Source organism: Candidatus Pelagibacter sp. HIMB1715 (assembly GCF_052047595.1).
Taxonomy (GTDB): Bacteria; Pseudomonadota; Alphaproteobacteria; order Pelagibacterales; family Pelagibacteraceae; genus Pelagibacter.
In genome coordinates this window covers 1-21343 of sequence record NZ_JBNAJY010000004.1, presented here as the reverse complement: position 1 = coordinate 21343, position 21343 = coordinate 1, and the positions used below count along the sequence as shown (strand labels likewise).

Below are 21343 nucleotides of genomic sequence, written 5' to 3'. Positions count from 1 at the left end.
TTACTTTAACCAAAGTTTTGCATAAAAGGAAAGATCTCAATTAAATAAAACCCAATTGCTTGCAATTTATTTGTAATAATTAATATTCCAGTTACTAAAAGAATTGCACCACCTACTTTTGAGATAATATTTATATACTGACGCATATTTTTTGAAAAAATTAAAAACTTTTGAATTAAATATCCTGATAAAATAAAAGGTATAGCCAAACCTAAAGAGTAAAAGCTTAATAAAATAATTGCTCTTGATAAAGTATCTTCAATTGAAGCTAAAGCTAAAATTGATCCTAATATTGGACCGATACAAGGTGTCCATCCAAATCCAAAAGCAGCACCAATTATCACAGGAAAGAAAAAACTATCAATTTTTTTAAAATCAAATCTTCTATCAATGTTTAAAAATCCAAAATTAAAAACACCTAATAATTGTAGTGAAAAAAATATAACAATCAGTCCTGCAATTAATCTTAAAGATTGAGAATTCTCTAACAATACTTGTCCCAAAAAAGATGCTGAAGCTCCAAAAATTATAAATACTAATGAAAAACCAAAACAAAATTTAATCAAAGGAATAATATTAAAATTTTGTTTCTCAGTTATTTCTTTAAGAGATTGGCCTGATACAAAAGATATATATCCAGGTATCAAAGGTAGAACGCATGGTGATAAAAAACTTATTAACCCTGCTCCAAAAGCAATTAAATATTCAATCATCTATCCAGTGTTTTTCATTGCTGCAGAAATTCCTGCGATAGATGTCATTAAAGCATCGTCTAAATATTTCTTATCTAAATTTTTATATTTTTTATTTGTTAATTTATTCATTATATTTGCCTGAAGAATGTTTAGCATCTCAGTGTAGTTGTTTCTGATAAATAATGCTTTTCTAAACTCTTTTCTCTCTTTTATAACTTCTTTTGGAGTAATTTTATTGTGCAATTTGACCAATGCATCAAATTGAAACCTCAATCTTTTTCCAATTCTTATTAAAGATTTATCAGCCAAATTATTTTCATAAATCACTGATATTTCAGGATCAACCTTTGAAATCACCATGTCCAAAATATCCATTGTTGATACGAAATAAGGCCAGTTCTTCTCCATGTCTGTCAGAGTTTTTTTAAACTTTTTAATTGATCCATATCTCAAAGCCTCAGTTGTACCGAGCCACCCAGGAAGCATTAATCTAATTTGAGTCCAAGCAAATACCCAAGGAATAGCTCTTAAACTTTGAATATTATCAACATTTTTTCTTTTGGTAGGTCTTGAACCAATTGCAAGTTTTCCAAGAGATTTATGCGGAGTAACAGTTTTAAAATATCTAATAAAATCTTCGCTTTGATTTAAATACTTTCGGTAAGCAGATGTAGAAATCTCAGACATTTTTTGAATAAGCTCTCGCCAATTTGGTTTTGATCTAGGAGGTGGATTTAGAGTTGCCTCCATTACTGCTCCGATATAACTACATAGATTGTATTCAGCTAAAGGCTTATATCCATATTTTTGCTGTATCACCTCTCCTTGATCAGTAATTCTAATTTTTCCATTTACTGTTCCAGATGGTTGAGATTTAAGAGTTGCCTGAATTGGTCCTCCTCCTCTTCCTGGAGATCCTCCTCTTCCATGAAAAAATACAAGATCTATTTTATATTTTTTAGCTAAATTTCTAAGTTCTTCTTGAAGTTTATATTGATGCCAACTTGCTGATAGTTTTCCTGCATCTTTACTAGAGTCTGAATATCCAATCATTACTTCTTGTTTTGAGTTGATCATTTTTCTGTACCAAGGAAGTTTAAATAAATTTTGCATAACACCTTTGGCATTCTTTAAATCATCTAAAGTTTCAAAAAGTGGTACTACTCTTAACAAATTCTTTGTTTCAGCCTGTAATTGCAATAAATAAACAGATAAAATATCAGATGCTTTTGAAGTCATTGAAATTACATAAGCACCCATACATTGCTCTGGCTCTTTAGATATTTGTTTAAATGTTTTCCAAACTTCTAAATTCTCTTTGTCTCTTAAATTAATTTTATTAACAAAAGATTTTTTTTGTTTTATTGATTTATTAAGTAATTCAATTTTCTTTTCTTCAGGTAATTGTGAATAATTAATTTTATTTTTCTTTTTAAATATTTCATTTAAAAGTTTTTCATGTCTATCAGACTCCTGTCTGATATCTAATCTTGCTAAATTTATTCCAAAACATCTAACTCTTCTTATCAAATCTAACAAATCTGCATTAGCAATGTGTTGACCTTTGTTCATGTTTAAGGAAGTTCTAACTTCTCTTAATGGATTTATAATTTCATACTTATCTTTTAGTAATTTATTTTCATCTAATGGTTTATTATAATTTATATGTGCTTCAATTAACTGATGTGTTCTTCTTACTTTGTCTCTTAAAGGTCTTAAATAAACTCTATAAGGTTCAAAACTATTTCCAGTAACTTTTTTAATTTTATTAGAACATTCTTCCATTGATAAATCTTGAATTAATTTTGTGAGTTCTCTTTCGTATAACTTTGCAGCTTGCCATCTTGAAAATAAAATCACTTTTTTTGTTACTTCAGATGTAACATTTGGATTTCCATCTCTATCACCACCCATCCAGGAACCAAATTGAATAGGATTAAAATTTCTGGGAAGATCTTTATTTAAATTTTTCCTAAAAATATCATTCAACCTTTTATAAACTCTTGGAATTGTGTCCCATAAACTATCCTCTATTACAGCCAAACCCCATCTAGCTTCATCAAGTGGTGATGGCTTGGTTCTTTTTAGTTCATCAGTTTTCCATATAATAGCTATCTCAGAATACAGTTTTCGATCTATTTCAATAATCTTTGCGGGGTATTTTTTATAAAGATGGCGTTGCTCCATCAAAGTGGTTAAATTTGCGTATTTTTGAATTAGTGTTCTTCTCTTAACTTCTGTTGGATGTGCTGTGAGAACTATTCCAATATCAAGTTTTGTTGCCTGATCATAAATTTTTTTGTCAGAGATTTTTCTATTTTTAAATAGATTGTTAATTATATCCTCAATAAATAGATTTTGTTTTTTGTTCTTAAAATATGGATTATCGTATTCATTAAGTTTTCTAGAAGCATCTAACGATTCAGCTAAATTCATTAAATTTAGAATATGTGAAAAAGCTCTAGTGACCTTAAAAGTAATTTCAGGTGAAAGCTTTCTTATATCTTTTGAAATTTTGGAAAATACTTTACTTTTATTTTTATCTAATAAGGTATTTTTAGATAATAATCTTAATCGCTCAACAATATTAAAAAATTTTGTGCCTTCTTGATCTTTGATCACTCTTCCAAGAAAAGTTCCTAATAATCTTATATCTTCTCTTAAAAGCTTAGTAGGTATTCGTTCATAGTAAAGATCTCTCTGCTTCATTACTTAAAATAAATTTTTTTTGTAAAACTCCTTTTGTGTTTGTTTTTACACCAAAAAAGAATCCTGAATATCTAAATTTTCGCAAATCAGCCTTGTCCATTCCTTTTGTAGCTGTTGAAACGTACAGTTCTTGATTATTCTTACCACCAAACGCACAATTAGTAATATTTTTGGCTGGAAAATTAATTCTGTGAATTAATTTTGCTCTACTATTAAATACTGAGACACATGCCCCACGAAAATGTGCAACCCACAAATTTTTATTCTTATCTACAGTCATTCCATCTGGTGAACCTTCTTCTAAAGATAATTTTTTAAATATTTTTTTACTAATTATTTTATTATTTTTATTTATCTTAATTTTATAGATTGTTTTTTTAGGACTATCTGTGTGGTAAAAATTATATTGATCAATAAATGCTGGGCCATTTGTAATTCTATAATTTTTATCAACTCTAGTTAATTTTAAATTTTTATCTAATTTATACAAAGATCCTTTTTCAATTTTTCTCTCTAAATTATCCATAGTTCCAAACCAAAGATTTCCAGCAGGATCTGTTTTACCATCGTTTATTCTATTTAATTTTATTTTGTGTTCTATAGGTATCGATTTTAAAACTTTTTTTGATTTTAAATTTTGAATTCTTATTTCACCTTGCAATCCTAAAATAAATATATGGTCTCTTATATGAGCAATAAAACCTATCTCTTTATTTACTTTAAATATTTTCTTTTTTTTATTTTTTATATTTAAAGAACAAATTTTCTTTTTCTTTATATCAACAAAATAAATTGAGTTGTGTTCTTTAACCCAAAGTGTTCCTTCGCCTAAAGTACATCTTATTTTCCAAATAGGTTTTGGCTCTGTAGTTTTAATTTTATTCATTTACTTCAAACTCCTTAATAAAGTCCTCATTAGGATTTATACCAATACCTACATTGTCTGTCACTGATGCAAATCCATTATTGTTTTTAACTTGATCTAAAATTGAAAAATTTTCTTTTGGTAGATCTGTAATAAAGATATTTTTCTCTGTTGTATCAAATTCGAGCATAGATTTTGTTGGGAATAATCCCCCTGGCATATCTGGTTGTGCAGTCAATAAATGTAGATTTACCGCTATACTTACAGCAGATCCCCAAACATGATTAATTACAGGAACAAAGTTAGCCTGTGCCAAGGCTACAACTTTCAAATATTCTGTAATACCTCCTAATCCACATACTTCTGGTTGGGCTATATCAATGCATTCATTAGTAATTAATTTATTCCATCCATACTTTGTAAATTCTGCTTCACCTCCAGCAACACTGGTTGATATATTTTTTTTTAATTCTCGGTAACCGTTGTAATCTTCGGGAGCGACAGGTTCTTCAAACCAATAAATATCTAGTTCATCAAGTCCTTTTCCAACATAAAGAGCATCTTTCAAATTATAAGCATGGTTAGCATCCACCATTAATTTAAAATCTTTACCTATAGAATTTCTAACTGCTTGAACTAACTTTAAATCTTCTTTTGGACCTAATCCAACCTTCATTTTCATTGCTTTAAAGTTTTTTGATTTAATCTGTTTAGCTTCTTCTTCAAACAATGGAATTAGCTCATCAATTGATTTGTTTTGTAACATCATTCCATATCCATACACAGGAACTTCGTTATTACATTTTCCACCAACAAGTTGATAAAGAGGAGAGTTTGTTTTTTTTCCTAAGATATCCCATAGAGCTATGTCAACTCCTGACAAAGCTTGTATTGGCATTCCTTTTTGACCACTATCTCTTAAAAGATTGTAAACTTTTTGCCAGATATGTTCTTTATTCAAAGGATCCTCGCCTATTATTAAAGGCTGAATTACTTTTTCAACAATGAACTTATTGGCTAAAGCAATATTACCCGGACCAAAACATTCACCCCATCCCGTAATGCCTTCGTCAGTTTGTACTTCAACCAAATGGGCTGTTCGGTGTTTATAATATTGTTGTGAATAACCCAGTTCTTTCTCTAACTCATATTTAAGTACATGACTTTTAATAGAAGTTATTTTCACAAAAGATTATAAAGCAACTACTTTAGAGTTTTGCTCTCCTAAATTTTCAATTGATAATCTCATTGTATCACCAGCTTTCAAGAATTGTTGTGGTTTCATTCCCATACCAACTCCTGGAGGTGTACCAGTTGTAATTATATCACCTGGCTGTAATGACATAAATTTACTTAAATAAGATACAATAACGTTTACATTAAAGATCATAGTATTAGTATTTCCAGTCTGCATTCTTTGACCATTAACATCTAAACTCATTTTTAAATTATTAATGTCAGCAATTTCATCTTTGGTTACCAAGTAAGGTCCAATTGGTCCATACGTGTCATGAGATTTTCCTTTAACCCATTGACCCATTTTTTCTATTTGCCATTCTCTTTCACTAATATCATTTACTAAACAATATCCTAAGATGTGATCTTGTGATTGAGCTTCTGAAATATGTTTTGTATGTTTTCCAATTACAATTCCTAATTCTACTTCCCAGTCTAATTTTTTTGAACCAGACACAATTTCGATATCATCGTTAGGACCATTGATACAACTTGTTGCTTTCATAAAAGTAATTGGCTCAGACGGAACTTCTGCTCCTGTTTCAGCAGCGTGATCTGAAAAATTTAAACCTATTGCAATAAATTTTCCTGGCTTTGTAATACATGAACCAATTCTTTCACTTGAAGATATCTCTGGAAGACTTGCTAAGTCAGCACTTTGTAATTTTGAAATAGTTTCAAAATTTAAATGATCAGGATTTAAATCTGAAATATGTGAACTTATATCTCTAATTTTACCATCTTTGTCTAAAGCTGCTGGCTTTTCTTGTCCTTTTTGACCTACTCTTAATAATTTCATAATTGTCCTTTTGTTATTAAATTATATTGAAATTCCACCATCAACAGAAATTGTAGTTCCTGTTGTAAATGTTGCATCATCACTTGCTAAATAAACTGCAACTGCAGCAATCTCTTCTGCAGTTCCTAATCTTCCCATTGGTTGTCTTGCAATAAAATCTTTTTTTGCCTGAACTGGATCTGGGCTCTGGTTTACTCTGTCTTGCCAAGATGGTGAGAAAACTGTTCCAGGAGCAATTGAATTACATCTAATATTTTGTTTTACAAAGTCAGCAGCAATTGCTTTAGTTAAACCTATGACAGCACCCTTTGTTGTTCCATAGACAAATCTGTTTGGAAAACCTTTTAAGCTTGAAGCACATGAAGACACATTAATTATACTTCCACCATTTTGTTTTACCATCAATGGTAATATCGCCTTACACATAAAATACATTGATTTCACATTCACATTTGATGAGAAATCCCAATCTTTTTCATCACATTCAAGAATTGTTCCATGGTGAACAAATCCAACTGCATTAAATAATACATCTACTTTATCAAGAGTTTTAGTAAATTCTAAGATAGCGTTGTTATCAGTTGAGTCTAATTTGGTAACTTTAATATCTGGATATTCTTTATTTAATTCTGCTAAAGTTTTATCGTTTAAATCTGTAGCCGTTACATGAGCTCCTTCTTTATGAAATGCAATTGCTGTTGCTTTTCCAATTCCTTGTCCTGCTGCTGTTACAACAATTTGTTTGCCATTAAGTCTTCCACTCATTTTTTATTTATCCTTTCAATCTCGTTATAAAGTGAACTGTGATCAGTGTTGCCATGACCATTATCAACTAAGGTCTTATACATTTCTTTGACTAAATTTGAAATAGGTAAATGAGTATTATAAGAATTTGCACATTCTAAAATGTTATTCATATCTTTCAAATGAGTATAAGTCTTACCCTTAGGGCTAAAATCTTTATCAATCATTCTTTTTCCATGTGTTTGAAGTATTTTACTATCTGCCCATCCACCTGAAAGAGCTTTGATTAATTTATTTGGATCTGCTCCAGCCTTTTCACATAATGTTATGGCTTCTGCAACAGCTCCTATTGTAACTCCAACAACAATTTGATTTGCTAGTTTTGATACTTGTCCACTTCCAATAGGTCCAACCAATGTTGGGTTTCCCATTGCTTTTAAAATTTTTTCAGAATTATCAAAAACACTTTGTTCACCCCCAACCATGATAGCTAGTGAAGCTTCCTCTGCTCCAATTGTTCCCCCAGAAACTGGTGCATCCAAATAATTTACGTTTTTCGATTTTAAATTATTTCCATGTTTTGTTGCTGTAGTAGGTTTTACAGAACTCATATCAATAACTGTTGAGCCTGATTTTAAGTTATCTAGAAAATCTGAACTAGAAGTTATTGCATCTACAGCACTATCATCAGTTAACATAGTAATAATAAAATCGCTGTCTTTAACTACATCACCTATAGTTTTTGAAATTTCTGCACCAAACTCTTTTAGTGGTTCTGCTTTTTCTATTGATCTATTAAAGGCTTTTAATTTAAATCCAGATTTTAATATATTTTTAGCCATTGGAAGGCCCATTAGGCCTGTTCCAATAAATCCAATTGTTATCATGGTTTTGGTTTAAACTCGTGGAAATTTTGTGTCATTGCTTCAGGGAAGAACATAACACATGCTAATACAATTAACTGAATTACTATAAATGGAGCAAAACCTCTAAAGATATCTGTTAAAGATATGTGTGGAGGAGCAACCGATTTTAAATAGAAAGCGGCGGGCCCAAAAGGTGGACTTAAAAATGAAACCTGCATATTTACACAGAATAATATTCCAAACCAAATAGGATCAAAACCAAGTGCAATTACAATTGGTAAAAATACTGGCATTGCTAATAATACAATTCCAACCCAGTCCATAAATGCTCCCATGATTAAGAACATAATCTGCATCATGAAAATTAAATACATTGGTTTCAAATCATACGCTAAAATTGTTTCTGCTACATATTTCGGTCCACCGGCAAGAGAATAAGCTCCTGCTAAAACCGTTGCACCAAAAGTAATAGTTAAAATTGTTCCAGATGCTTTGAAAGTTCTTGTTAATGCATCCTTAAATAAAAACCATGTCAGTTCTTTTCTAGCAAAAATAATAATTAAAGTAGCAACAACACCCATTCCTGCTGCTTCGGTAATACCAGTCATTCCAGAATAAATTGAACCTAATACAATAATTACAATTCCAATTGGTGGAAGCAGACCTGGTAAGTAAGACATTTTTTCTTTTAAAGTTAAAGCCGGCTCATCACTCAATGGAGCTAAATGAGGTTGTAACCTTGTTCTAATAAGAATGTATGTAATAATTAAACCTGAAATCATTAAACCTGGAACAATTGCTTCTTGGAATAACATCGTAATAGAAGTCTCTGTTGTTAATCCATAAATAATTAAAACAATTGATGGAGGTATCATTGTTCCTAAAGATCCAGATGCACAAATAATACCAATAGACATGTCTTGATCATATTTAAGTCTTAACATTTGAGGTAATGCAATTAATCCTAATAAAACTATTTCTCCTCCAATAATTCCACTCATTGCAGCCATGATAGTTGCCATGATTGCAGTAACTACACCTACTCCACCTCTAGTTTTTCTTAACCACGCGTTTAAAGCATCATAAAGATCTCGTGCAATATTCGAGCGTTCGAGCAAGGAGGCCATAAAGATAAACAAAGGTACTGATAAAAAAGAATAAGTAACAACCAGTGAGTAATACCTCGAAAGCAATATTCCTAATGCATGCTCACCTATGTATAAAAATACTAGTACTGCACCCATGAAACCTGATGCAAATCCCATCGGAACACCAATAGATATTAGTGCTAATAATCCAACTATTAATATTATCGAAAGTGTTCCTATTTCAAATTCCATCTTACTTTAATTCTTTAGAAGGGTCGTATTGTTTCTCTTTTGGATTTCTCCAATCAATGATTAGGTTATTTACAGATTGAACTGCTATAAGAAATACACATAAAAGTGTAAGTGGTTTCATTGTAGCCGGAATTGGAGGATCCCAATAAGTTGCAAATCTCTCCCAGGTAGTGAAAGATCTGTGCGCATCTTCCCATCCACCATAAATTACTGCTGTAGCAAAAAGTACAATAATAATCGTACTAATTAGGTCAAAAATTCTTTGAGTTGGTCTTCCAACCCAGTCATAAAGTAAAACTATTCTAATATGACTTCTTAACCTTGTGGCATAAATTCCACCAACTAAATAACAAACACCAGCAAGCCACAAACATAACTCATTTGCCCACAAGGTTGGCTTAAATAATACATATCGCATAAAAATTTCATACATCATCACAATTACAATTACAGGAATTAAATATTTTATTGTGTGACTTAAAAATAAGGAAACTCTATCAATCCAATTTATTGGAAAATCATCTTTACTCGCTACTTTTTCGTTTTGTTCTTGTAACTCTTTATCTATCATTGAGTAAAAATTTTAGATTTTATTCGAAGGGCCTTTTCAGGCCCTTCAAAATTTATTTATTACATAATACCATTAGCTTTCATGTAAGCTTTGTGTATTTCTATTAAAGCCGCAGCTTCTGGAGATTTAGTCTTCCATTCTTCCCAAGCAGCAAGTGCAGCTGTTCTGAATTTAAGTCTATCTTCTCTAGACCAGTCATGAAGAGTAACGCCCATTTCATTTAAAGCTTTAACAGCTTCAGCGTTTTTTCTCTCAACTAAGCTAGTAATAGTTCTTCCAGCTATTTCTATTCCTGCTTTCATAGCACCTTGCTCATGTGGCTTTAACTTGTTCCATACTTTTGTGTTACAAGCTAAGTGGTCAGCTGGCATAGAGTGGAAACCTGGGTATGTAGCATATTTGTTTTGCTCATAGTGTCCACCAGCATAGTTAGTTGCTAAAGATGAATAGTCAGCACCATCGATTAGACCAGTTTGTAAAGCTGTAGGAACTTCACCAAAGTCCATAACGATTGGCTTCGCACCTAAAGTTGTAAAGATCATACTTTCCATTCCTGGAGGTGATCTAAATTTAAAGTCTTTCAATGAAGCAACATCTGGAATTGGTCTGCTAGATATTAAAGACTCGTGTCCTGGTATCCACCAACCAATTAAAGTCATTCCATATTTGTTGTATAATGCATCAACAGCTTCTTGAGCACCTGGGTAGTTCAAGAATTCATATTGTTGGTATGGGTTATCGTATCCACCCATTACATCACCTGCGAATTGGAACGCTGCATTTTTACCAGTTTGGTAACCAGCACCAGTCATATCACAATCGATAATTCCAGTTTGTGCAGAGTTAAATACCTCAGCAGATTTACCTGTTACTGAAGATGAGTAGAACATTTCAATTTTCAAGCTTCCACCAGAAAACTTTTCTACATTTTTTGCGAACTGAGCCGCAACTTCACCATTTGGTGAGCTAGCAGTAAAGTGAGTTTCAATCTTTAAAGTCTTTGCATTTGCAGAGCCAAATAAAGCAACTGAAACCATAGCCACTGCTGCTAAAGTTTTAGATATTAATTTAAACATTATCTTCCTCTCGTTTATGTTTTTTGAAAGTTAATCATAAATGATTTTCTATTTCAATTAAATCAGTTTAGTTATTATATATAGAAATTATATATATTTTATAAACACAGAGAATAGAATTGTTCTAAACTACTTCTGAAATCAAGGGTTTTTTATTGAAAAAACAGTAAATATTATCAACTGCCATCATACTCATTGCAAGACGTGTTTCATGTGTCGCACTACCTACATGAGGAAGAACAAAACAGTTATCTAGTTTTAAATATCTGTTATCTAAATTTGGTTCATTGTTGAAAACATCTAAACCAGCTGCATAAATTTTTTTATTTTCTAGTGCATCAATTAATGCATCGTCATCAATTGTTGATCCTCTTGATGTGTTTATGACAACTGCATGTTTTGGTAGTAAGCTAATTGTATCTTTATTAAGAATGTATTTTGTTTCAGCAGTAGCTGGCGTGTGTATGCTTACAAAATCACAGTTTGGTAACATCGAATTTAAATCTGAATAATATTTTGCACCATCTTCTAAATCTGCAGACAACTTATTTCTATTATAATAAATTATCTTCATTCCAAATGCTTTTGCACTTTTAGCAGCCATTCTTCCTATTCGTCCCATACCAATAATACCTAAAGTTTTGCCAGTAACTGAGTTACCAATCATAAATTTAGTTAAGTCAGGTTTTTGATTTTTCCAATTATCAGTTCTAACTAAATTATAAGCTTCACCAATTCTTCTTGAGGCAGCTAATATTAAAAGAATAGTCAGTTCTGCAACAGCTTCGTTTAATACGTTAGGTGTATTAGTAACTTTTATTTTTTTTTCTAAAGCAGAGTTAACAGAAATATTATCGTACCCTACTCCTACCTGAGCGATGATTTTTAATTTACCATTCAGATTATTAAAAAAATTTTCTCCAATTTTATCAAATCCTGTAGAAATCATCCCATCATAGTCATTTATTATCTTAATTAATTCACTTTCTTGAATTGGCTCGTCTTTTGGATTTAATGTTACATCAAATTCTTTACTTAATTTTTCTTCTGCTAAATCTGAAATTTTTCTAGAAACTAATATCTTTGGTTTCATTTAATGTGAGTCTCTAGGTAAACCTTTTGTATGAGATACATCCAAATATTTTCCTCTAGAATTAATACAAGCACCATCATCTAATTGACCTACTGTATTTCTGAATATTTCCTGCCAAGGTGTTTGATTATTTGCTTTAAATTTCTTTCTATTTTTTCTTCGCTTCTTAAATTCAGGTTGAGAAATTAGTAAATCAACTCTTCTTTTATTTAAATCAATTTTAATTTTGTCACCTGTTTTAACTATTCCTAAATCTCCTCCAACTGCAGACTCTGGTGACACATGAAGTATTGAAGGACTTTCAGATGTTCCGCTTTGTCTTCCATCTCCTAAAGTAGGTAGATGTCTAATACCTTTTTTTAACAACCTGTCAGGTGGTTGCATGTTCACAACTTCTGCAGAACCTGGGTAACCTACTGGACCACATCCTCTAACAATTAATATTGAGTTCTCGTCAATTTTTAATTTCTTATCATTAAGTCTTTTGTGGTAATCTTCAGGACCTTCAAAAACAATTGCCTTACACTCAAAAGCATTAGGGTGTTTTGGGTTTGATAGATATTGATCTCTAAATTCTTTACTAATTACCGATGTTTTCATTATTGCAGATGAAAAGAAATTACTTCTCATAACTAAGAAACCAGCTTTTTCTGTTAGAGCATTTTTAAATGTTTTGATTACTTTACTATCTACATCAATTTTCTTTTTCAAATTTTCACCTACTGTCTTTCCGGTTACAGTCTTTATATTGGTGTGAATTTTTTTATTCTTAATTAATTCTTTCATTACCGCTGGTATCGCTCCTGCTCTGTGAAAACTTTCCATTAAATATTCACCAGCTGGCTGACAATTAACTAGCAAAGGAATATCGTGTCCTAATTTTTGCCAATCAGATAAATCAAACTTAATTCCCATGTGTTTAGCTATTGCACTTAAATGTGTTGTGCAGTTACTTGATCCACCTATTGCGCTTGCAACTACTACTGCGTTTTCAAATGCTTTACGTGTCATGATTTTCGATGGTGTTAAATCTTCATGAACCATTCCGACAATTCTTTTTCCTGTTTCATATGAAATCTGCTCTCTTTCTCTGTAAGGTGCAGGAATTACAGCTCCTCCCGGTAAAGACATGCCTAAAGCTTCTGCAACTGAATTCATTGAAGATGCTGTTCCCATAGTATTACAATGACCAGCACTTGGTGCAGAGGATGCAACCATGTCCATAAATTCTTCGTATTTAATTTCTCCTTTAGCTAACATCTTTCTAGCTTCCCAAACCACTAAACCAGATCCAGCAAGTTTTCCTTTGTAAACTCCATCTAACATTGGACCACCTGAGAGAACTATTGCAGGAATATTAACTGTGGCTGCTGCCATCAAGGCTGCAGGAGTAGTTTTATCACACCCTGTAGTTAAAATAACTCCATCGATTGGATAACCATATAAAACTTCTACTAAAGATAAATAAGATAAATTTCTATCCAACATTGCTGTTGGTCTTTTTCCAGTTTCTTGAATAGGATGAGTTGGAAATTCCATTGGAATTCCTCCAGCTCTTCTGATCCCATCTTTAATTCTTTTAGTCAAAGACATAAAATGTCTGTTACATGGAGAAAGATCACTGCCCGATTGAGCAATACCTATAATTGGATTTCCTGATTGTAATTCTTTTCTTGTAAGACCATAGTTTAAATATCTTTCCAAATATAATGCGGTCATATCTGGATTTTTTGGATTATTGAACCACTGCTGACTTCTAAAGACTTTTTTTCTTTTTTTAGGCATAAATTTTATTAATGGTTTGCAAGAGATAATAGTTATATAATATTTTAATGAATAATCTAATAGTTTTAAATGGCAATGACAATGTTGGCGTAAGTCAATTTATCATACCAGAAAAAACTAAAATTGAAGGTCACGATATAAGTACTTTAGATCCAATCCCTTTTGGTCATAAAGTATGTTTAAAAGAGATTAAAAAAGGTGATCCTATTATTAAATATGATCAAATTATTGGATTTGCTTTAAATGATATTAAACCAGGAGAGCATGTTCACTCTCATAATTTAGAATTTAGAGAGTTTAAAAGAGATTTTAAAGTAACTGATAAATCAAATAATATTGAAGAAAAAGCAGATACTTTCTTTAATGGAATATTAAGAGATAACGGTCAAGTAGCTACAAGAAATTATATTGGAATAGTTAGTACCGTTAATTGCTCTGCAACAGTTACTAAAATGATTGTTGAAAAAATAAAATATTCAGAAATTTTAAAAGATTATCCAAATATAGATGGAATTGTGCCAATTACTCATTCAACAGGATGTGGGATGAATACTGAAAGTGAAGGAATGCAAATTTTTCAAAGAACTATAGATGGATTTAAAAATCACCCTAATTTTTCTCATGTTTTTGTTATAGGTTTAGGTTGTGAATGTGCTCAGGTAAGTTTATTTGACGAGTCATTAAAGAAACATAACCGAATTCATTTTCTAACAATCCAAGATGAAGGTGGAACTAAAAAAATTGTTGATAAAGTATTATCTCAAATAAAAAATCTTTTATCTGAAGCAAATAATGTTCAAAGAACATCTCAGCCTGTTAGTCATTTAACTTTAGCCTTACAGTGTGGAGGATCTGATGGTTATTCAGGAATTACAGCAAATCCTGCATTGGGAGTTGCTGCAGATCTTTTAGTTAAAAAAGGTGGAAGCTCAATATTATCTGAAACACCAGAAATTTATGGGGCAGAACATTTATTAATTAATAGAGCTAATTCACAACAAACTGCAGATAAATTAATAAAAAGAATAGAGTGGTGGAGGCATTATACATCGATAAATAATAGTTCTATGGATAATAACCCTGCCCCAGGAAACAAAAAAGGTGGTCTTACAACTATTTTAGAAAAATCTTTAGGAGCAGTTGCTAAAGGTGGAAACTCAATTTTACAAGACGTATTGAATTATGCTGAACCTCTTAAAAATAAAGGTTTTAATTTTATGGATTCACCTGGATATGATCCAGTATCTGTTACAGGGCAAGTTGCATCAGGTGCAAATGTAATTTGTTTTACAACTGGAAGAGGATCTTGTTTTGGATGTAAACCAGTACCAAGTTTAAAACTATCAACCAACTCAGCAATGTTTGAAAGAATGTCAGAAGATATGGATATTAATTGCGGAACAATAGCTGAAGGAAAAGAAAAAGTTGAAGAAGTTGGTCAAAAAATATTTGAATTAGTAGTAAATACTGCATCAGGAAATAAATCTAAGAGTGAAATCAATGGCTACGGTGACGAGGAGTTTAATCCTTGGCAAGTAGGCGTTGTAATGTAAAAAATTTCCTAAAGTGCAAAATCAAACATCTTTATTAAAGGTAATTATATTAGCTGCAAGTGGTTTCTTTATGTTTGTTTGTATGGATTCTACTGCAAAATATCTAGGAACAGTCATGCCTATTCCACAGGCTATATGGGGAAGGTTTTTTTTCCATTTAGTTTCCTTGATAATATTTTTTTTAATATTGAAACCCAAAGTAAACTTAAAAAAAAATTTCAAAGTTCAAATAATTAGATCAACATTAATGGTGACAGCTACAACGTTTATGTTTTTTTCTCTTCAAAAGTTTGACCTAGTAGATATTTATGTAGTTTTCTTTACAGCCCCATTAATCGTTGCTTTACTTTCTGCTTATTTTTTAAAAGATATTTTGACTTTTAAAGGAATTCTTTTGATGCTCCTTAGTTTTAGTTCAATTGTTTATTCTTTAAGTCCTAGCATGAAAATATTTAGTGTAGATTTAATTTTTCCAATCGTTCCACCTATATGTTGGGCGCTTTACCAATTTTTTACAAAAGTAGTATCAAGTGATAACGATCCATTTGCAGCAATATTTTATACTTCTATTTTGGGAGCAATAATATTTAGTATTTATATTTTTTTTAAATGGGAACCATTAAGTAATAATATTTTTTGGTTATACTTAGCGCTACTTGGTTTTGCAGGCTTTGTAAGCCACTCTTTAATTATTTATGCAATTCAATTATCAAATTTATCTTTTGTAACTAATTTTCAATATTCTCAATTAGTTTGGTCTACAATTTTTAATTTTTTCATTTTTGGTGTACCATTTGATATAAATAAGATTGTGGGTGTTGTGGGTGTAATAATATTTGGTTTATTATTTATAAGAACTGAAGGTAAAAAAACTTAAAATTGGAGGTTTGATGAAAAATATTGGTTTTATTGGTGTTGGTTATATGGGTTATGGAATTGCTAAAAACATCATTAAGCACAAAAATAATCTTTTTGTAATTGCTAACAAAAATCGTAAGCCTATTGAAAAGATAGTAAGTGAGGGAGCTAAAGAAGTTAAATCTTTTGAAGATTTTGCATCTAAAAATTTAGATGCTTTGTTTATGTGTGTTACCAATACACCCATTGCGAAATCTATTTCAGAAAAATTATCAAATATCTTAAGCAATAAAACAATTGTAATTGATATTACTACTCACAATAAAACAGGATCTATTGAAACTGAGGCAATTTTTAAATCAAATAATATCAACTACGTTGAATGTCCAGTAATGGGAGGACCTGTCCAAGCAGAAGAAGGTGTTTTAGGTGGTATTGTTGGGGCATCAGATGAGAATTTTAAAATAGCAGAGCCTTATTTTAATATATTTTGTAAGGATTATTTTCATTTTGGTCCAGTAGGTATGGGTGCAAAATCAAAACTTTTAAATAACTTTTTGTCTTTAGGAAATGGAGCATTAGTAAATCATTTAGCAAAATGTGCTACTGGATTAGGATTAGATCTAAAAAAAGTATTTGATGTTGCAAAGCTAGGATCTGGAAACTCTGCTGCTCTGAACAGAGTTTTTGATAACTTACTCAAAGGTGATTACACAGGATTTAAATTTACCGCAAGTAACTCTGTTAAAGATTTAACTTACATTCAGGATCTTTTAAAAGATTTTCCTGAAGCTGAAAAAGTTGCTGAACTAAATAAAAATTATTTTCAAAAAGCTGTTGATGATGGTTATGGAGAAAATTTTATTAGTGAATTAATTAATAAAAAATAATTGAAGGAAGTTAAATAAGATATCGAGAATCTACTAAAGCAGTAGGTTGTATTCAAGTTATATATTTGCATTAAATGCAAATAAATTTATTGAAAATAATTTTGATTTAATTACCTTTTTATATGAAGGAGGTTTATGTTAAAATTGCTACCACCTGATACTTAGCTGAAGATCTTTAGATATAAAAAAACTTAAAATAATAAAATCCGTTTGGATTTAATGCCAAAGAGGCGATAAAAAGGGAGCTCTTTAGGTATCAACTAAAGAGCGAACCCTTTAAAAATTAATTTTTAGACTTTAGTATTTCTAGCGGAAGTGGTGCTTCTGGATATTTTTTTTCACACATCTTTTCATAAATTTCACAAAAGTTAAAAATTGTTTTTACAACTTCGTTTTCATCTTTTGAGTTTAATTTTGTAATTAATTTATCTCGATCTTTTTCTAACTCTTTAATTTGTTCACCTGAAAAAAATTCTCCAGTTTCTATTTCCCAGTAAGTATCCTCTAATTCCACTTCACTTAATTCATTTAATTTTTTTTGTAACATTATAATTGTTTCATCATCAGTTTCTGTATTTCTCATGGGTGATTTTTTTAATTTCCCTAAACATTTGTCTTTCAAACCATCAATAAAATGATCGTAAGGTTTTCCTAAACTTAATTCTTTAAAATGATTGCTAATAAAATATTTTTTTATTGCTAAATCTGTAGAAATTTTTTCTTTACCTTTAATTATTGCAACTTGAACATATATCTCTTGAGAAACGTATTCCTCTATATGATCTGTTACTGATACTGGAAGCATTGTTTATTTTAAGACTTTAGCCTATCGTTATTTGAGTCAAAAGCAGGTTCATCAATAACTTTTGATTTAACATCTTTTCCTTGGATTTTAATCAAAAACTCATTTCCAACTTTTGCAAATTTAGTTTCAACATATCCAAAAGCTAAACTTTTGTTTACTCTATACCCATAAGCACCTGATGTTGTAAGACCAACTATATTACTATCAGAGTAAATTGGTTCATTTCCACGAGCATCCGCATCTACAGCATCAACTTCCATATAAACTAATTTAATTTTTGGACCATTTTTTATTAAATTCGATACAATTTTGGATCCTTTAAATTCAGATTTTTTTTCAATATTAAAAAACCTTTCCAAGCCTGCTTCAACTACGCTAATTTCTGGAGTTAATTCTGACCCCCAACCTCTGTATCCCTTCTCAATCCTCATAGAATTCATTGCATGAGCTCCAAAATCTATAATATCAAATTCCTTACCAGCTTCACTTAATAACTCATATAGTTTTTCCATGTCATTAAAGTCATGATGCAGTTCCCAACCTAGTTCACCCATATAGTTTACTCTTAAGGCTGTTACAGTAATGTTACCTAAACTTATTTCCTTACTTTTTAACCAAGGGAAATTTTCATTTCCTAAATCTGTATCTGTTAATTTTTGTAAAACCATTCTTGATTTTGGTCCTATAATACCAATTACACCTTTGTCTAAAGTTATATTTTTAATTTCAACTTTTTCGTTTTCTTTTTTATTCTGATTTAGCCAATCCAAATCTCTAATTTCTGATACTGCACCTGATAATGCGTAATAATGGTTATCTTTTAATTTAGTTAAAGTTATTTCAGTTTGAATTCTTCCAATATCATTTAAAAGATGAGTTAAAACAATACTTCCATCTTTTTTTGGAACTCTATTAACACAAAGTCTTTCTAAAAAGTTATAACTATCTTCTCCAGTAATTTCATATTTTGAAAAAGTTGATAGATCTATCAAGCCTACATTGATGTGAACATGTAGACATTCTTTTTGAATTATGGGAAATAAATTATTTCTTTTGTAACTTAATTCTTCTTTAATATTATCTTTATTAAACCAAGCTGGTTTTTCCCATCCATATAAATCAAAATACTCAGCACCTTTTTCTCTCAACTTTTGGTAAATTGGCGTTGTTTTCATTGGTCTTCCAACCTCTACAACATCATTAGGCATTGGAGTTACATACATTCTTCGATATTGCTCTTTTGATTTTTCAACTGAATAATTTTTATCAACCCAGCTCATGTATCTTCTTGGTTCAAATTCCATCATATTTATTTCTGAGTCACCATGTACAATCCACTGAGCCATATATTTCCCAGCTCCCCCTCCGTGAGCAATTCCAATACTTGCTGCACAAAACATCCAAAAGTTTTTTAGTCCAGGTGCAGGACCAGCTAAAAAATTATCATCAGGAGTATGTGTAATAGGACCACATATAATTCTTTTAATACCTACATCTTTAAACTGTGGAATACGATCCATTCCTTTTTCTAAGTGTTCTGCAATTCTATCAAGATCTGGATCTAACAACTCCATATCAAATTTCCAATCCATTCCATCTAAAGCCCAAGCTGCTACATCTTTTTCATAAGGACCAATTAAAAGTCCTTTACCCTCTTGTCTTAGATAAGAAGAAGAGTCTGGATCTCTTACAACTGGTAATTCTTTGCTTAATTTTTCTATTTCAGGATGTGCTTCTGTGACTAAGTATTGATGGATCATATTTATACTTGGAACATTTTTTAAACCAACCATCTGTGCTACTTCTGGACAAAAACTTCCTGCAGCATTAACAACATGCTCACAAACAATATCACCCTTTTCAGTAATTACTTTCCACTCTCCTGAAGGCAATTGTTCAATATCAGTTACTCTATTTTTTCTATAAATTTTGGCTCCACCATTTCTTGCTCCTTTAGCCATTGCATTTGTTGTGCTAGTTGGATCTGTGTAGCCATCTTCTGGAGTTAAAAAAGCACCTTTAATTCCATCTAACTTAATAAAGGGATGATATTGATGAATTTCCTCTGTTGATATAATTGAGCATGGAGAACCAGCTATATCTAAAATTCCTTTAGTATAATCAAACCACTCAAGATCTTCTTTGGTATATGCTAACCTTAAACTTCCTGTCTCGTGAAATCCTGTTGGTTGCTCAGTTTCTTTTTCTAGTGACTTATAAAGGTTAGTTGAATGGAGATGTATTTTTGCAAGATTTAAACTTGTTAACATATGAGGACATTGACCTGCAGCATGCCAAGTTGATCCAGAAGTAAGTTCGCTTTTTTCAATTAATACGACGTCACTCCACCCTTCTTTTGTAAGATGGTAGAGTAAACTAACTCCCATTATTCCACCGCCAACAATTACAAGCTTTGCGTGAGATTGAATTTTATCCATAAAAAAAGAAACTACTAAGATTTCAAATTAATTAAACAAAATTAATTTTAATTAACCAAAATGGGTATATGAATTTATTAATGAGGTTTTCTATATTTGGAATGACAGGCCTTACAATTTGCCCACATTAATTTTCTAAGAGTTCCTCTAATATCATCTGCATCTTCTATAATAGAAGTGAGTTTAATCATATCATCAGCAGATTTTTGCATTAATGCGTTGAAAGCATCTTTTTCCTCCCAAATTATAGGAAGTGCTTCTGTTTTAAATCCTTCTTTAGAATTTTCTGGAAATAGATCTAACAAAGTAATGTAATTTTCATTCATTTCTTTCATTAGTTCTATCGCTTTATCAAAATCTCCATTTGAGGAAAAAGACTGAACCCTCTTAGCGGTGCTATAATTCTTACTAAATAGTGCTTTTCTACTTTTTATAATATCTTCTACTGACAACTCTGCATTAGCTAATGAGCCAGAAAACACCATAATTGAAGATAATATTATTGTACCAAAGATCTTCTTGGTATGGTTTAATAAGTTATGCATGTTAAGAACACCTTAACAGAATATGGACTAATTTCAAAATTAATGCACTGGTTAAGTGCAATTTTACTTTTGATACAAATTCCTCTTGGCTTTTATTTAGTAGATTTAGATTTTGGAGAGGAAAGAATAACTATTGAAAATATACATGTGACAATTGGGCTTTGGATATTTTACGTTATAATTTTTAGGTTACTTAATAATTTAATTAACCCTGTTCCAAAGTTAGGACCTGCTACTTTTATTGGACAAAGGTTTATTGCTAAACTCAATCATTTATTGTTATACATCGCAGTCTTATCAATAACCATATCAGGAATATTAAAGAAACTCTTCAATGGTGAGCCTCTGATGATTTTTTTAAAAGAAATAAAAATAAAAGACAATTTTGAGCTTGCTGATAAATTTTATAACATTCATATAATATCAAACTATGTGCTTATTGGTTTAGTTGCCTTACATATAAGTGCTGTAATAA

At 30.9% G+C, this 21343-nt stretch carries 19 protein-coding genes; 4 read left to right on the top strand and 15 right to left on the bottom strand.

The window, feature by feature from the left end; genetic code table 11:
- Nucleotides 1-5: 5 nt before the first annotated feature.
- The 12 genes from ACTTAY_RS01555 to ACTTAY_RS01500 all read right to left on the bottom strand — a co-directional run bounded on the left by ACTTAY_RS01555 (nt 6) and on the right by ACTTAY_RS01500 (nt 13779).
- The gene (locus ACTTAY_RS01555; RefSeq protein ID WP_440672119.1) at nt 6-713 is read right to left on the bottom strand and encodes a cytochrome c biogenesis CcdA family protein; all 708 of its coding nucleotides are present in this window, start codon (nt 711-713) and stop codon (nt 6-8) included.
- A complete protein-coding gene (gene ppc / locus ACTTAY_RS01550; RefSeq protein WP_440672118.1) occupies nt 714-3404 on the bottom strand; it encodes a phosphoenolpyruvate carboxylase in 2691 nt (896 codons plus the stop codon). It abuts the gene before it with no gap.
- Nucleotides 3379-4290 (bottom strand): SMP-30/gluconolactonase/LRE family protein, encoded by a 912-nt coding sequence (locus ACTTAY_RS01545; RefSeq protein ID WP_440672117.1) that lies wholly within the window; start codon nt 4288-4290, stop codon nt 3379-3381. The genes ppc and ACTTAY_RS01545 overlap by 26 nt, the downstream gene beginning before the upstream one ends.
- Nucleotides 4283-5455 (bottom strand): mandelate racemase/muconate lactonizing enzyme family protein, encoded by a 1173-nt coding sequence (locus ACTTAY_RS01540; RefSeq protein WP_440672116.1) that lies wholly within the window; start codon nt 5453-5455, stop codon nt 4283-4285. Before ACTTAY_RS01540 ends, ACTTAY_RS01545 begins: the two co-directional genes overlap by 8 nt.
- A gap of 6 nt (nt 5456-5461) precedes the next feature.
- Nucleotides 5462-6304, bottom strand: a complete 843-nt coding sequence (locus ACTTAY_RS01535; protein ID WP_075505861.1) for a fumarylacetoacetate hydrolase family protein — start codon at nt 6302-6304, stop codon at nt 5462-5464.
- Between the two features lie 21 nt (nt 6305-6325).
- Nucleotides 6326-7069 carry an SDR family oxidoreductase gene (locus tag ACTTAY_RS01530; RefSeq protein WP_262590475.1) on the bottom strand — a complete coding sequence of 248 codons (744 nt, stop codon included), beginning with the start codon at nt 7067-7069 and terminating at the stop codon, nt 6326-6328.
- Nucleotides 7066-7935, bottom strand: coding sequence for an NAD(P)-dependent oxidoreductase (locus ACTTAY_RS01525; protein ID WP_440672115.1), 870 nt, complete (start codon nt 7933-7935; stop codon nt 7066-7068). The genes ACTTAY_RS01530 and ACTTAY_RS01525 overlap by 4 nt, the downstream gene beginning before the upstream one ends.
- Nucleotides 7932-9254: a TRAP transporter large permease gene (locus tag ACTTAY_RS01520; RefSeq protein WP_075506115.1), complete on the bottom strand. Its 1323-nt coding sequence runs from the start codon at nt 9252-9254 to the stop codon at nt 7932-7934. Before ACTTAY_RS01520 ends, ACTTAY_RS01525 begins: the two co-directional genes overlap by 4 nt.
- Before the next feature lies 1 nt (nt 9255).
- Nucleotides 9256-9825, bottom strand: coding sequence for a TRAP transporter small permease subunit (locus ACTTAY_RS01515; RefSeq protein WP_262590473.1), 570 nt, complete (start codon nt 9823-9825; stop codon nt 9256-9258).
- Between the two features lie 59 nt (nt 9826-9884).
- Nucleotides 9885-10901 (bottom strand): TRAP transporter substrate-binding protein DctP, encoded by a 1017-nt coding sequence (gene dctP / locus ACTTAY_RS01510; protein ID WP_440634424.1) that lies wholly within the window; start codon nt 10899-10901, stop codon nt 9885-9887.
- Nucleotides 10902-11025: 124 nt separating this feature from the next.
- Nucleotides 11026-11994: a 2-hydroxyacid dehydrogenase gene (locus tag ACTTAY_RS01505; RefSeq protein ID WP_440672114.1), complete on the bottom strand. Its 969-nt coding sequence runs from the start codon at nt 11992-11994 to the stop codon at nt 11026-11028.
- The gene (locus tag ACTTAY_RS01500) at nt 11995-13779 is read right to left on the bottom strand and encodes an IlvD/Edd family dehydratase (RefSeq protein WP_440672113.1); all 1785 of its coding nucleotides are present in this window, start codon (nt 13777-13779) and stop codon (nt 11995-11997) included.
- A gap of 47 nt (nt 13780-13826) precedes the next feature.
- Between ACTTAY_RS01500 and ACTTAY_RS01495 the strand changes: the two genes are divergently transcribed.
- Genes ACTTAY_RS01495 through ACTTAY_RS01485 form a run of 3 tightly spaced genes read left to right on the top strand, consistent with a single transcriptional unit; the run spans nt 13827 to nt 17080 of the window.
- A complete protein-coding gene (locus tag ACTTAY_RS01495) occupies nt 13827-15332 on the top strand; it encodes a UxaA family hydrolase (RefSeq protein ID WP_440634421.1) in 1506 nt (501 codons plus the stop codon).
- A 13-nt stretch (nt 15333-15345) separates the two neighbouring features.
- Complete coding sequence (locus ACTTAY_RS01490) at nt 15346-16209, top strand: DMT family transporter (RefSeq protein WP_440672112.1); 864 nt, start codon at nt 15346-15348, stop codon at nt 16207-16209.
- A 13-nt stretch (nt 16210-16222) separates the two neighbouring features.
- Entirely contained in the window at nt 16223-17080 is an 858-nt protein-coding gene (locus ACTTAY_RS01485; protein WP_440614163.1) for an NAD(P)-dependent oxidoreductase, read from the top strand.
- Nucleotides 17081-17363: 283 nt separating this feature from the next.
- Here the strand turns inward: ACTTAY_RS01485 and ACTTAY_RS01480 are convergent, their stop codons facing one another.
- The 3 genes from ACTTAY_RS01480 to ACTTAY_RS01470 all read right to left on the bottom strand — a co-directional run bounded on the left by ACTTAY_RS01480 (nt 17364) and on the right by ACTTAY_RS01470 (nt 20868).
- On the bottom strand, nt 17364-17885 hold the full coding sequence (locus ACTTAY_RS01480; protein WP_440672111.1) for a hypothetical protein: 522 nt from the start codon (nt 17883-17885) through the stop codon (nt 17364-17366).
- Between the two features lie 8 nt (nt 17886-17893).
- Nucleotides 17894-20323 carry an FAD-dependent oxidoreductase gene (locus tag ACTTAY_RS01475; protein WP_440672110.1) on the bottom strand — a complete coding sequence of 810 codons (2430 nt, stop codon included), beginning with the start codon at nt 20321-20323 and terminating at the stop codon, nt 17894-17896.
- Nucleotides 20324-20400: 77 nt separating this feature from the next.
- Nucleotides 20401-20868, bottom strand: coding sequence for a c-type cytochrome (locus ACTTAY_RS01470; protein ID WP_440672109.1), 468 nt, complete (start codon nt 20866-20868; stop codon nt 20401-20403).
- Here ACTTAY_RS01470 and ACTTAY_RS01465 point away from each other — a divergent pair.
- A partial coding sequence (locus ACTTAY_RS01465; RefSeq protein ID WP_440672108.1) for a cytochrome b occupies nt 20863-21343 on the top strand: 481 nt, incomplete at its 3' end. The genes ACTTAY_RS01470 and ACTTAY_RS01465 overlap by 6 nt on opposite strands.

Coding starts and splice junctions, on each gene's coding strand:
- ACTTAY_RS01470 (WP_440672109.1), bottom strand. CDS start 20,868: ATGCATAACTTATTAAACCATACCAAGAAGATCTTTGGTACAATAATA.
- ACTTAY_RS01475 (WP_440672110.1), bottom strand. CDS start 20,323: ATGGATAAAATTCAATCTCACGCAAAGCTTGTAATTGTTGGCGGTGGA.
- ACTTAY_RS01480 (WP_440672111.1), bottom strand. CDS start 17,885: ATGCTTCCAGTATCAGTAACAGATCATATAGAGGAATACGTTTCTCAA.
- ACTTAY_RS01535 (WP_075505861.1), bottom strand. CDS start 6,304: ATGAAATTATTAAGAGTAGGTCAAAAAGGACAAGAAAAGCCAGCAGCT.
- ACTTAY_RS01555 (WP_440672119.1), bottom strand. CDS start 713: ATGATTGAATATTTAATTGCTTTTGGAGCAGGGTTAATAAGTTTTTTA.
- ACTTAY_RS01520 (WP_075506115.1), bottom strand. CDS start 9,254: ATGGAATTTGAAATAGGAACACTTTCGATAATATTAATAGTTGGATTA.
- ACTTAY_RS01530 (WP_262590475.1), bottom strand. CDS start 7,069: ATGAGTGGAAGACTTAATGGCAAACAAATTGTTGTAACAGCAGCAGGA.
- ACTTAY_RS01515 (WP_262590473.1), bottom strand. CDS start 9,825: ATGATAGATAAAGAGTTACAAGAACAAAACGAAAAAGTAGCGAGTAAA.
- ACTTAY_RS01525 (WP_440672115.1), bottom strand. CDS start 7,935: ATGATAACAATTGGATTTATTGGAACAGGCCTAATGGGCCTTCCAATG.
- ACTTAY_RS01505 (WP_440672114.1), bottom strand. CDS start 11,994: ATGAAACCAAAGATATTAGTTTCTAGAAAAATTTCAGATTTAGCAGAA.
- ACTTAY_RS01545 (WP_440672117.1), bottom strand. CDS start 4,290: ATGAATAAAATTAAAACTACAGAGCCAAAACCTATTTGGAAAATAAGA.
- ACTTAY_RS01495 (WP_440634421.1), top strand. CDS start 13,827: ATGAATAATCTAATAGTTTTAAATGGCAATGACAATGTTGGCGTAAGT.
- ppc (WP_440672118.1), bottom strand. CDS start 3,404: ATGAAGCAGAGAGATCTTTACTATGAACGAATACCTACTAAGCTTTTA.
- ACTTAY_RS01485 (WP_440614163.1), top strand. CDS start 16,223: ATGAAAAATATTGGTTTTATTGGTGTTGGTTATATGGGTTATGGAATT.
- ACTTAY_RS01500 (WP_440672113.1), bottom strand. CDS start 13,779: ATGCCTAAAAAAAGAAAAAAAGTCTTTAGAAGTCAGCAGTGGTTCAAT.
- dctP (WP_440634424.1), bottom strand. CDS start 10,901: ATGTTTAAATTAATATCTAAAACTTTAGCAGCAGTGGCTATGGTTTCA.